Source organism: Halorhabdus amylolytica (assembly GCF_004944975.1).
GTDB classification, from domain to species: Archaea; Halobacteriota; Halobacteria; order Halobacteriales; family Haloarculaceae; genus Halorhabdus; species Halorhabdus amylolytica.
Window position 1 is genome coordinate 1 of record NZ_SPQG01000020.1, and the last position, 12,368, is coordinate 12,368.

Sequence of the window (12,368 nt, forward strand, 5' to 3'; positions counted from 1 at the left end):
CAACCAGGCAGTGAAACAGTGAAATCAAGCTACGTCTAGCGATTCACCACGGCCCACTCGTAGAATCCAATAGATCACTCTCAAAAATGGTGATACAGAACGTACAGCAGCGTTGTTCGATATCGTAGAACGCCCTTACATAATTCAGCGAACACGTGGCGACGAAGCAATCAATAAGCCCGTGAATGATACTCAGTAAGGGTGAGTATCCGTCCAAACCGTCGGTTCGGACGGACTCCAAAATACGGACCCTCAGACCGGTTCGCCGAGCATCTCGGCGAGGTCTTCTTCGGGATCGCCGATCGCCTGCAGGCCGAATTCGTCGTTGAGGAGTTCGACCACGTCGTCGGTGAGCCACTCGGGGATCGTCGGGCCGATGCGGACGTCCTGGATGCCCAGGTCGAACAGTCCCAGCAGGACGGCGACGGCCTTCTGTTCGAACCACGAGAGGACAATGCTCACCGGCAGGTCGTTGACGCCACAGTCGAAGGCCTCCGCGAGTGCCTGGGCGATCTTGACCGTCGAGATGGAGTTGTTACACTGCCCCAGGTCGATGAACCGCGGGATGTCCGTGCCGGGAACGGTACCATATTCCAGGTCGTTGAAGCGGAACTTGCCACACCCCGTGGTGAGGACGACACAATCGTCGGGCACATTCTTGGCGAGTTCACGGTAGTACGCGCGGCCGTCCGTGGGTGCGTCACAGCCCGCGATGACGAAGAAGTGCCGGAGTTTGCCCTCCTCGACGGCCTCGACGATCTGGGGCGCCAGGTCGAGGACGGTCTCGTGGTAGAAGCCCATCGAGAGGGTTTCGTCGCTGTTCCACTCGTCCGCATCGGGTTCGGGCAGTTCTTTCGCGTGTTCGATGACCGGCGAGAAGTCGCCGTCCTCGATCTGAGTCGCCTCCTCCAGACCGGCGACAGTCGTTGTATAAAACCGATCGGCGTATCCCTCGACCGGCGGCATCAGGCAGTTCGACGTCCCGACGATCGCACTGGGGAACTGCTCGAAGAGGTCGCGCTGGTCGAACCACGCCTCGCCGACATTGCCCTTGAGGTGGTCGTGTTTGGCGAGTTCGGGGTAGCCGTGGGCGGGCAACATCTCCGAGTGCGTGTAGACATTAATTCCCTCGCCTTCGGTCTGTTCGAGCAGTTCCTTCAGCGCGTACAGATCGTGGCCAGTGACGACGATCGACTTGCCCTCAACCTGATTTTCGGGGACCTCCGCCGGTTCGGGTTTGCCCAGCGTGTCGATGTGAGCCTGATCGAGCAGCTCCATGGCGTCGATCGCGGCAGAGCCCAGGTCCAGGGCCTGCCCGATCGTTTCGTCCATGTCGAAGTTGACGTTCGTCAGCGTGTGGAACAGCGTCTCGTGGACGGTCGCGTCGACGCCCTCGTCGACGTACCCCATCTCGCGGGCGTGGTGGGCGTACGCGGAGACACCCTTCGCCCCGAGGATCATCGTCTCCTGAACGCTATCCAAGTCCGGATCCTTGCCACAGACGCCCTGGACGGTACAGCCACCGTCGAGCGTTTGCTCGCACTGCAGGCAATCCATCATACACGTCACCGTCCGGACGCCACCCATATACCTCGTCTACGATTCCGCCTCCGCACTGATCCGTAGGGTGGTGGCGTCGGGCGTCCGGACGCCACCCATATACCTCGTCCACACGGTCCCTACCGGCTGGGAATCTGATCGAAGGTGTTCGGCCAGATAATTCAAGTAGATTGTTCGCTCGTATACTGTATTCCCGATCGGCTATCCGAACGTAAAGAACTTTGAACGATAGTGGTAGATCGTGTCAGTTTCAGGTTAGCGAAGGTCTGCCGGCGGAGCGCCGGGCAGGTCGTCCCTGTCGTGGGGGACCTCGAAGTCCGGATCGGGCCCTTTCGGAACGATTCGTTTGGGACTCACGTCGGGATGAGTGGTGTAGTAGTGTTCCTTGATATGGTCCATATTGACGGTTGCCGCGATACCGCCCTGCTCGCGGGTCGCTTCGCTTTCACGGGTCGCGTTGCTCCCCGTTCGACCGTCTGAAGGTCTCGCTTCGCTCGACCTCCCACTCCCCGCTCGCTCGTTCGGCGACCCCTCGCTCCGCTCGGTGCCGCCCGTCTGGTAAACATCTCGCAGATACGGCCAGAGGTTGTCGTACTCCCGGATCAGCTTGTGGTTGCACATGAAGTGTGTGTGATAGACTAATCAAATGACTTTGTGAGAAGTCCGTAGAATTAAGGCCCTACGAATTGAGGGTTCGACTAGAACGGACATGACTAACCCACGGAAGAACTACCGCGAAGCTCGAGGAACGCTCCAAAACGCCATTGACTCAGGGGACGTGACAGAGGCAGACGGCGACCGGATTCAAGAGTTGTGCAACGCTTACGATCCAGAGAATATGACGGTCATGCTACCGTCTGAGGGGGAATATGCGAATGATACGAAATCAAAGAAGCCAACGACGCTGCGCTACTGGATGCAACACCTCAAGCGGGCGGCCCAACGGATAGCCTTCGAGGAGTACGATACGTCACTTACCGAAGCGACAGCCGACGACATTAACCAGTTGATGACGGACTTACGGAGTGGCCGTCACCCGGACGTGAAAGACGACGGGTTAGCGAACAACACCATACGGAACGAACAAGGCTGTATCAGACGGTTCTATCGCTATCATGCAGATTTGGGCGTTGATCCCGACGACATTACGCTAATCAGCGGTGACGACACCCACGTTGATGACCGGGATATGCTCACGAAAGAAGAAATCGAGGAGATACGGGAAAGTGCCGACCATCCCCGCGACTTGGCGATTTTTGACCTACTCCTTTACACCGGCCAGCGGAATACAGCCATTCGGTCGTTGCGGATCAAAGACATAGACCTCGATGAGGGTGTCTATTATCTCAATACAGAGGCGGAGGGGTTGAAGGGGGCCGACGAAAACGGATCAAAGCGTCCGCTACTTGGTGCCGTTGGATCAATCCGTGAGTGGCTACGGTATCACCCATTTTCGGATAATCCCGACGCGTACCTGATTACGCCTAAACCCAGGTACTCGAACCCGGACCCGGATCAAATGGTGTCCACGAACACGCTGCAGTATGCCATGAAGAACCTCAAAGAGAAAGCCGAGATCGACAAGCCACTGAATCCCCACAGTATCCGGCACAATTTCGTGACCATAGCCAAGCGTGAGTACCACATGGATGACGCCACGGTGAAACATCTTATCGGCCACTCACCGGATTCCAACGTGATGGAAACGACGTATTCGCACCTATCCGACGAGGACCACATTCGAGCAGCGGAAGAGGCGGCAGGGATTCGAGAGGCGAAAGAAGAGAGCACCCTATCACCGGATATTTGCCATACGTGTGGTGAACCGTTAGGACCTGGCGCGAAAGCCTGTCCACGGTGTGGAACCGTCTATACGCCGGACGCCAAGGCCGCCGAGAACCAGATGGACGACAAGATGACGGAATCCTACAAGCAGACGGATCCCGACGACACGGAAACGATGGATAAGATTGACACGCTGGATGAACTGCTTGACGACCCCGAGATTAAGCAGATGCTTTACGAGCGGATGAACGAGGAGGACGAATAGCAGAGTTCCGACTTGGTATAGAAACGTTCGATTCTCCTAATAGAACCAAACGTTTTTACCTAGATGGGCCGTAGTTCTTTATATACCACCCATGCCTAACCAACCCGAGGTTACGGATTCAAACGTTTCGTGGCTGAAGCCAAACCAAGTTGAATCAATGCGAGATGCGGCATATGACGGTCGCCACGGGCAACGTGACGAAGCAATCGTAACTGTCCTGTATGACACCGGGCTTCGACGCGGGGAACTATCTCAGGTCAACCAAGATATGCTAGATTTGCGTGACAGTGTGCTGCGGATCCCTGCAGAAATTCAAAAAGACTACCCGAACGACAATAGCCCGAACCCCGCGACTTTCGAGTTAGACCCGGAAGGTGATCTTTCGACAGTCCGAACTCTTCGGTCTTACTTGGACACGCGCGACGACAATAGCAACGCGTTGTTCCCGTCGCAAAAATCCGACCGACTCACCCCCAAGGCGATCAATGAAGTCGTCAAGAAGGCCGTGAAACGGGCGTCAGTCCGTCCCCACACCTACGCGGGGCGTGGCACTCCCGACGACGTAAGCGCCCACACACTCCGGCACTCAGTCGCTTATCGGCTGCTACACGACTATGACGACTACACACTCTATGACGTTAGGAACAGATTGCGACACGCTACGATCCTGACGACAGAACGAAAATACGACCACTTCGAGACTATCTAACCATACCCTTCTCTCCTGAATATCGCGCCTGGCCGTCCGCTTTCATGCATTTCCCCCGCCTATGGTTGCATATGTCAGAGCGATACAAAGCTAGCGACGACGAACTACGAACCCGACGCCAGCTTACCAACCGTGTGGGGAATGAATTGAGTCGGAACGAACAGGAAACCGGGATTCAATTCTTTGGTGACGCCGACCGATTTCAAATCACCACGTACAGGCCCACTATGGTGCGTTCACTACTCCGACACGCATACGCGGAAATTGAGCGGCTGTATCTCGGCGTGCCCGAAGGCCAGAACAAGAGGGTTGAGAACCCTTCGGAAGTTCTAACTTCGGAGGCGCGCCCCGAGGTAGAGGGTGTTCGGGCCACGTTGCCCCTTGGAACGTTGACCGTGAAGGGCAAACCACGAACCAAGGACCAACATAGCGGGATCATTACGACGCCCGAAGAGATTGAAGGGTTGTCCGAAGCCTTTGCGGACTGAGCAGAGCACACTGAGAGCGAATTTGAGGTATCAAATCCGGCGTGCCCGTCGATTCGTGATTCCAACGGCCTATCTATCGCGCATAGTTCGATAGGACAGCATACCCGTTGTGGAATGCCGTTACAACCATAAAGAAATGAAATACAGCATTGGAACGTCCCAACCGACGCCGAACCTCGACGGGTGGGGGACCCTAATCCGCCCCTGGCCTACTCCCTTTTTGAGTGAATCTAGCGAATATGACAGTATGGTTCGCACGTTTCCGGGCATTGGCGGGGGCGATTCTACGGGTGGTACTGATAGTGACAGCGGCGATGACGATACAACCGATTACGAAGAGGCAAACGAGGGCGGAACGGGGTCGTTTGGCGACCGACCGGATGACAGTACCGACGAGACAGAATCGGACCCGACCGACCAACCGGCGCGAGGGCGCGATACAGAGACGGGCGGTCGGACGGACAGTCCAACCTACGACAGCGATCCAGACAGCGACACGGACACACCGGATGATACCGGCGAGACGACAAGCCCATCAGATCCGTTATCCAATCCAACCGGGGCGACAGGCGACCGACCAAGTGGCGGCGATGATGATTCCAGTAGTCCCGACAGTGGGAGTGACCGCACAACGCGGACGTTTCCCGGTTCAAGTGACGAAAGCGTTGATGGGCCTGTTGACCCTCGGCCGACAACCGAGGATACTACTGGGCAAGATACGCAAGAAACGGAGAGTATTGAGACCCCTTCCGTGTTTGACGAACCTGGGCGCTTAGATGATGAGTTTAACGTACAAGCCGACACTGAAGAAGGCTTCCGCAGCGAACTCCGGCAGGAAGCCGCAGAGCGATACTCACAGGCAACGGTTGAGGAGCTTACCTTTGGGGCGGGCGATATCACGCTTCAAGAGACCGACGAGGGATTCAGGCCACAACTTGCGGACGGTGCGCAGAGCGACATTGAACAGTATTGGCAGGGGGAAGTGACCGAACAGGTTGAGCAGCGATTCGCACGAGATCCGCTTCAAACCCAACTCAATCCCACCGGCCAGATTGACGTACAACGTACCGACCTGCAGTTTTCTGACGACGGGGTGCGTATGGATGAAACCCTACAGCGAGAGGTGCAAGCCCGTTCATTTACGCCAGAAGTCGGACAGGTAGTGCTTCCAGAGGACGTGACGGCCGGAGGTGGACTTACCGAGGACGCACAAACGGAGATTTCGGCCCGGCGGATTGACCGGCAACTTCCATCAATCAATGTGACGCCGGAGGATGTTACCCGCGAGCAACCTTCGCGGTTAAATCCGACCGCGCCGCGTGGGGATGAAGGCTTCACGCTTGACCTTGGAGCGCAACAGGATTTGGCGGCAACGAGGCTTCGAGAACAGCTGACTGGACGTGAAGAGGTGAGTGAGGGTGATATTGCGGGCATTGAAGCCACACCGTCAGGTGGGGCGCGAGCGGAGTTCACCGACCAATTCAGACGCGAGCAAGCGGCAGAAAAGATTAACCAAGATCGGACGTTTCTGCCCATGCACGACGATGTGAGGTTTACCGCGTCGGACGTGGAGTTGATGGGCGACGAAGCGACGCTTTCCGAGTCAGGAGAAGAGAAGGTGCAAGATGCACTTGCGATTGACGCGCTGAATGAATTGGAATACGAGACTGGTGCGGACTTGGAACGCGAAGACGTGAACGTGGCAGAAACCGGCGAGGGAGAGTTAGAAGTCACGCTGTCTGAATCCGGTGAGGAAGCCATTGAAATTGAGCGGATGGTGGGGACCGACCTGCCATATGTCGGTGGATTGTTCGAGGAAGGCGTGAGACTCCGGCGTGGCTTCCGCGAAACAACCGAACCCGTTCGAGAGACTGCTGATGATGTGATTCCCGGTGAACAAGACTTCTACAAGGGTGCCGCTGTGCTTGCACCCGTCGCGGTTGCTGAACCCACGCCGGTCGGCGAATTGTCAACTGGAGCACTTGCGGGAATTGGTCTTGGGATCGGTGCAACTGCCACCCTGTCAAATAGAGTCGTTGGCGAGGATCCGAGTGCAAGCGCGACCGCCACAACGTCCGGCGTGTTCGCTGGCGACGAAATGCAGGTGCCGGAAGACGGTGATGTGGTTCGTGGAAGTGAATTAGGGATCCCAAGCGGCGGCGAGGTAGCAGTCGAAGAACCCGAAATCCAACCCGGTGAGACGCCGCTAACCGGCAAAGGTGAGATTCCGGCCGTTGGTGGGGACTATCTTGAGAGTTCAGAACTCCCGGTCCCAAGCGCAGAGCGAACGACCGATCCACGGACGTTACAAACCCAACTCACTGAGGGATTGCTTCGAGAAGAGGAAGAGGATGATGCGACCACGCCGACGATCCCGGCGGAAGACATCTACGCGCCCGAGCCTGAACCCGTGGATCAACCAGGGCCGAGTAACCGCGAGCGACAGCGACGTGAGGACTTAGATCCATTTGAGCGAACGTTTCCCACTGGGGGCGGGGCAGTTGTCGGTGAAGGGACAGAGCGAATTGAGGAAGCCCAACAGCAAGAGGTGGCCCCAGGCGAAGGGTTCGAACCGTCTGCCGGAGTTGAGACTGCCTTTGGCGGAAGTGGCTTTCCGGTGACTGGCGGGCTTGAGAGGCTAGAGGAAGCACAGGAGCCAACGGTCGGCTGGGATACTGTCGCTGCGCCGTTGACCCGCCCCGCTGCTAGAGAGGATGTTATTGCTGGTCCCATGTCGACGCCGCAAGAAGCGGCTGACACGCAACAGGACGTTGCCGCCCGTCAACAGACGGACTTGATGAATGAAGTCGCACAGGCCCAAAAGGCGACGGCGGAGGTGACAGAGGAAACGCCAGGATACGAATATCCGGAAGGGTACGGAAGCCCGTATGTCTATGGCTACCCATTCGGATACGGATATGAGACGCCGCCACGGCAAGCAACATTGGAATCCTCCGAACTCCCCGAGCCGGATGATGGACGCGAGGAGAGCAGTGTGTTGGGGCGGGCCGAGGAAGGGATCTTCACTCAGTTCCGCGATCCGTTGGGTGGGAGCGGAAGCGGAGACAGTCAACCCAACGGTGGCCTGTTCAGTGGCTTTGAACCGACCGGAAACGACCCGTTCGGTGATCCCGACGAGGATAACGGCCCTCTCCCGTGGTGAATAACTCATGAGTGAATACCCATCAGACGGCGCGTGGCCCGGTGTGCGTGGTCCGAACCTGAGCAAAGAACCACTTGGCACGGCAGGCGAGTTGACGCCAGGACCGGATCATTTAGACCCGGACAAGCCACGCGACCGCGAGGAACTGCAGCGGTTAGGCTTCGAGATTGTCGATTACGACGAATCCGACAGCGACCGCCTCGAAGGTGTTGATGACTGGCCGCTAGGGAACAACGCGCTCGATCCGTTCTTTGGTGAGAGCGATAGCGACCGCGAGAACAGACCACTATGGTGAACCATGGTCAGAAAAATTGAATTTGGATCACGTGACGCAGCGAACGATACGCGGGGCCGGATCGAAGGCTTCCTAGCGGAGTCAGATAGCCGTGTTGAGAAAACGATTCAACTGAAAGAATCCACACCGGACAGGATCGTTGAACGCGTTGAGAGTGAAGGCTATGGATCACAGACAAGCGACCGACAGAGCTACGGGAAAGCAAAACTCTCTGAGAGCGAACGCGAGAGTCTCAACCGCCAGCATAGAAATTTCAGTTGGCAACAACACGGCTTCGAGGCAATGGCTGTGAAGGCCGCGATGCAGTCCCAAGGCGTCACGGAGTGGATGGATTACTACGAACCTGGCGAGGGTGTGGAATCCGCACTCTCGAAGGTCAGAGACGCCAAGGGGAGTGCCCAACAGACACGCGCTTCACAAGGGATCGGTGGAAAGCGAACCGACCAAGAAGAGACAGGCAACCGTGGCCGACGCGCCCGACAAGCCGAACGCGCACAATCCGGCAGAGTGGACAGTGCGAAAGAGCCTGCCCTACTGAATCAGGACACGGACGCTTTGGACTTCCTTCGAGAAGAGCAACGCTTTGAGGATGACATATTTGATATTGCGTTTTCGCAGTCGGATTCGTTCGGGCGTCCGGTTGGGTCGGGCCGTGACTATCAGACGCTTCGAGAGCGCCATGAGCAACGGTCAGAGCGTGCGCAAGAGCTAGACGAACAGAAACACGCACCCACAACGCGCGACCCTATCAAGTGGTCACAGAACCCCGGAGAATATGATTTCCCCGGTATTGATACACTGAATCCATCCAAGAAACACGAATCTCGAAGCGACCGTGCCCAAGAAGTTGATGAGAACGAACAGGCACCACTGGCCGAGTCGCCGGCAGAGTGGGCTACCAACATGGATGCACTGGATTTACCGGGGATCGACACGCCGGACAGTGGGTTGTCCGATACAACCCCCACACCTGGCGGGTCGGAAACACCGAAACAAGGCTCCGGTGGAAATAGCGGTTCTAAGACGCCCGGATTCGTTGACGACAGAGCACAACAAACATCCTTAGACATAGGACCGGACCCGACACAAGCGCGAGAGTCACGCTTTGCTGTTGAAGAGTCCGAAGGTGGCCTGTTCGAGGACACCCGCGACGACCCAGGCCGTGGCTTCGACATGGGCGACGCGCAGAAAGGCCGCCAGGAAGCTTTAGGGGAGATGCTTGGGATGGATAGCGACGACAAACAGGATATGAGTGATTTCATGCCATGACAGAGCTACCACGACACCTAACCAGGGGACAGGTGGAACAGTACGCCCGTGAGAGTGAGACGTTACTGGATTTTTCCCGAAAGTGCCGGATCGGGCGAAACTATGCAAAGCGATTGCTGAAAGAATACGGCCTGGGAGACGAAGTGAAGCGGGCCACAAGTGCGTTGCTTGAGTAATCGCTATTCCGGTGGGACCCAAATATCTTGTAGCTTTTCGTGAGCTTCTGCCATGACTCTCGCCCGGTGTTCATTAGAAGCATTTCGCCCCCGCTGCAGTAATTCGATCACTTCCTCAATTTCTTCCTGACTTTCTGCCGGTGCCGCCTCAATCTTCCTGAGCTCTTCAATAGCCACGGTAAACGTCGAATCCCGAAGCGTGTGATCCGGTCCTGCGCTTCCCGGTTCATCATACCCTGCCGATCCAGGTTGTGCACTCCCTTCCCGAGTCACATCAATCGCTTCCGCGAGGTGTTTGTTGTTCGTCACGTCGTCACCATTCACATAGTCCATGCGCTTACTGGATTGTTCCAGTTCGTTAATTGTTTCCCCTATGCACACGCGCCCTACCTGAACCGGGGAGAGTCAGAAGAGTATGCGCGTATAGTATAGTCGGTATGCTGCTAATTAATGGCGAATCAGGTTATAGTAATCGTGTGCCGTCTGGCGATTTCACTATACGACGCCTTTAGTCGCCACTGTTCACAATTTGAGAGACGCGAGAGGGGCTAAGATCAACAATATCACCGACCTCAGGGTTTGAAAGCCCCTTGGCCTTCATCTTCTGGATGAGTTCGTTCCTAGTTTCCTGTGTGGCTTCTTTCTTGGCCGAATCAACCATATCCTTCACTTTAGACCGCTTCACATAGTCGTCGCCGTCGTCACCACGCAGGCGAGCCTCTTTCTTTTCCGTGAGATATTGATACACGTCGTACACGTCACTGTCTTTTGGGATTGGGTCCCATTCAACCGTTCCCATCTTGTGCGTGAGTTCGTGGCTTTGGTGTGGATTCCAGTCCATCCGATAGACGTTGGCAAAGCCCCGTCGTTCCACCAAAATCCACACGTCGACGAGCGTTTTCAGGTCCTTATCTACCAAGTGATCCGCTGGCGCGTTCAGGATTAGGTATTTCTCTTCAACCCGCCCGGTACTCACAAGTTCTCGAATCGCGCGATTGACGCCAGACCCGGCCTTGTACTTGTCTAAGCCGACTTCGCTTTCGTCGAGGACCAACCCAGAGCCACGGGGTTGCTGCGTATAGGATTCAATCAGTGGGTGTGGATTCAGAGCCACTTTCTCGGTCGTCAGCCCTTCCTCAGTCCGATCCATGCCGTGAGCCAACCGAAGGGCCTCTGTAGTTTTGCCGGTGCCTCTGTCGTTGCTACTGTCCGTAATGAGGATGACTAGGTCCCGGTTCTGTTCGACCCGGTTTCTATACATCTCTGCCAGCGGGTGATCCGACGAATCAAAGAACTCTGTAGGCGCGTCGAGAGACATGATTACGTGTTTCCGTGTGGCTCCTTGCCGATTTCAAGGCCGATTCCCGCCTGTTGCAAGAACTCGTCCGCTGTTGAGACAGCTTCCTCAAGAACTTCTTTCGGCACCGGATAAGAGACGCCGAGTCGGTCCTGTTCCCCTCCCGGCCCGAACGATTCAGGTTTTAGGTCAACCTGCCACTGAGCGCTCACTTGTTTTTGCTTGAGAACGGAATACAAGCCTTCAAATTCGATTTCCTGTGGCTCCGGTAGGTCAATGTTGGCCGGAAGTCCGTATTCAGTGAACAGCGCCCAAGTGTTGTCCGCGTATGCTAGTTCCGACCACGGATATTCGCCGTCGGGTGGCGGGATTTCCTGTTTCCCGATATACGCCTGCAGGTAATAGTATTCAGCCTTTTTCACGTCGTCAGATTTGAGTAGCGGTTCAATCGCTCTGATATATTGCCTGACTACTGTCCCCCACGCCTGAGTTTTCTCTTCCCGGCTAATCCCGGCAGCAAGGCCCTGGACGAACAGCTGATCCTCGCGTTCATCAACCCGCTTTCGCGCGTCGATGATCCGGTTCTTGAGTTTCTGATCGACCGAACCGTCATCTTGAACCGTTTCATCGCCGTCGCCCGAATCGTAGTTATCAGTACTCATGATTACCACCCATGTCTGACTTTATTGTAACTCCAGGGCAGTTGTTCTATTCGCTGGCGACCCGCTTGGGTACACCACTCCGCCGGTTCGATCTCGCCCGACCAATATTCCGTACCGCCCATCCTTTGCCATGTGCCATTTCCTTCAACCGGGCGGTAGTCGTGGATATAGCGCCCGTCTTCCTCTTTTTCGTACGATTCGCCACAATGCGGACACAGGTTTTCATCCAGTAGCTCGCCCTCTTCCTCAAGGTTCTCTTTCTCGGCGTCCCCGCGTGGTTTACCGATCACAACAGGATCATCGCCAGACGGCATGAACCACGGTGGAATGTCGTGTTTCTCTTCAGTCATTCTTGCCACGCTCCGAGTGGGTTCTGTCCGGTGTAGGCTTCCGCGAGTTCACGCGCTACGTCCGACCGGCTAAGGTCGTCAGAATCGGTTCCAAGCGTCTGAGCGACGGCTTGCTCTGCCTGTTGCCACACTTCTTGATCCTCGGGACTGGAAAGCTGGATGTTGAGTAGCCCTGTGCGTTCGGTCATTGTTCCAACCCTCGCCGGAGTAGCGCCCGGATTGCCTGTGAACGATTCTCGAAGCCGTGGTGTTTGCGGTACTGTTCGAGGTCGTCTTTGAGTGGCGGTGGAACCATCGCCTCAATGCGTTCCATATGCGAATAATAGGGCTATTATCCCAAAAAGGTAGA

General features: G+C 56.2%; 13 protein-coding genes and 1 pseudogene. 6 read left to right on the forward strand and 8 right to left on the reverse strand.

Translation table 11 applies throughout. From position 1 onward, the window contains the following. Window positions 1–252: 252 nt before the first annotated feature. Window positions 253–1,560 carry a hydroxylamine reductase gene (gene hcp, locus E3374_RS16095; RefSeq protein ID WP_211194999.1) on the reverse strand — a complete coding sequence of 436 codons (1,308 nt, stop codon included), beginning with the start codon at window positions 1,558–1,560 and terminating at the stop codon, window positions 253–255. 255 nt (window positions 1,561–1,815) lie between these two features. Further along, window positions 1,816–2,199: pseudogene (locus E3374_RS17790) on the reverse strand (glutathione S-transferase family protein); the annotation flags it as partial. Between the two features lie 70 nt (window positions 2,200–2,269). Here E3374_RS17790 and E3374_RS16105 point away from each other — a divergent pair. The 6 genes from E3374_RS16105 to E3374_RS16130 all read left to right on the forward strand — a co-directional run bounded on the left by E3374_RS16105 (window position 2,270) and on the right by E3374_RS16130 (window position 9,534). Then, the gene (locus E3374_RS16105) at window positions 2,270–3,610 is read left to right on the forward strand and encodes a site-specific integrase (protein WP_136689979.1); all 1,341 of its coding nucleotides are present in this window, start codon (window positions 2,270–2,272) and stop codon (window positions 3,608–3,610) included. Between the two features lie 91 nt (window positions 3,611–3,701). Next, entirely contained in the window at window positions 3,702–4,319 is a 618-nt protein-coding gene (locus tag E3374_RS16110) for a tyrosine-type recombinase/integrase (RefSeq protein WP_136689980.1), read from the forward strand. A gap of 71 nt (window positions 4,320–4,390) precedes the next feature. Then, window positions 4,391–4,807 (forward strand): hypothetical protein, encoded by a 417-nt coding sequence (locus E3374_RS16115; protein ID WP_136689981.1) that lies wholly within the window; start codon window positions 4,391–4,393, stop codon window positions 4,805–4,807. Between the two features lie 109 nt (window positions 4,808–4,916). After that, window positions 4,917–7,970: a hypothetical protein gene (locus tag E3374_RS16120; RefSeq protein WP_136689982.1), complete on the forward strand. Its 3,054-nt coding sequence runs from the start codon at window positions 4,917–4,919 to the stop codon at window positions 7,968–7,970. A gap of 7 nt (window positions 7,971–7,977) precedes the next feature. Beyond that, window positions 7,978–8,265: a hypothetical protein gene (locus E3374_RS16125; RefSeq protein WP_136689983.1), complete on the forward strand. Its 288-nt coding sequence runs from the start codon at window positions 7,978–7,980 to the stop codon at window positions 8,263–8,265. Between the two features lie 3 nt (window positions 8,266–8,268). After that, a complete protein-coding gene (locus E3374_RS16130) occupies window positions 8,269–9,534 on the forward strand; it encodes a hypothetical protein (RefSeq protein WP_136689984.1) in 1,266 nt (421 codons plus the stop codon). A 179-nt stretch (window positions 9,535–9,713) separates the two neighbouring features. Here E3374_RS16130 and E3374_RS16135 read toward each other — a convergent pair whose 3' ends face one another. The 6 genes from E3374_RS16135 to E3374_RS17795 form a co-directional block, all read right to left on the reverse strand. Then, window positions 9,714–10,043 carry a hypothetical protein gene (locus tag E3374_RS16135; protein WP_136689985.1) on the reverse strand — a complete coding sequence of 110 codons (330 nt, stop codon included), beginning with the start codon at window positions 10,041–10,043 and terminating at the stop codon, window positions 9,714–9,716. Window positions 10,044–10,218: 175 nt separating this feature from the next. Beyond that, window positions 10,219–11,028: a hypothetical protein gene (locus tag E3374_RS16140; protein WP_136689986.1), complete on the reverse strand. Its 810-nt coding sequence runs from the start codon at window positions 11,026–11,028 to the stop codon at window positions 10,219–10,221. Between the two features lie 2 nt (window positions 11,029–11,030). Next, window positions 11,031–11,669, reverse strand: coding sequence for a hypothetical protein (locus E3374_RS16145; protein WP_136689987.1), 639 nt, complete (start codon window positions 11,667–11,669; stop codon window positions 11,031–11,033). A 2-nt stretch (window positions 11,670–11,671) separates the two neighbouring features. Beyond that, complete coding sequence (locus E3374_RS16150; protein WP_136689988.1) at window positions 11,672–12,019, reverse strand: hypothetical protein; 348 nt, start codon at window positions 12,017–12,019, stop codon at window positions 11,672–11,674. Next, complete coding sequence (locus E3374_RS16155) at window positions 12,016–12,207, reverse strand: hypothetical protein (protein WP_136689989.1); 192 nt, start codon at window positions 12,205–12,207, stop codon at window positions 12,016–12,018. The genes E3374_RS16150 and E3374_RS16155 overlap by 4 nt, the downstream gene beginning before the upstream one ends. Beyond that, window positions 12,204–12,332, reverse strand: coding sequence for a ribbon-helix-helix domain-containing protein (locus E3374_RS17795; protein WP_248299515.1), 129 nt, complete (start codon window positions 12,330–12,332; stop codon window positions 12,204–12,206). Before E3374_RS17795 ends, E3374_RS16155 begins: the two co-directional genes overlap by 4 nt. Between the last annotated feature and the right edge of the window lie 36 nt (window positions 12,333–12,368).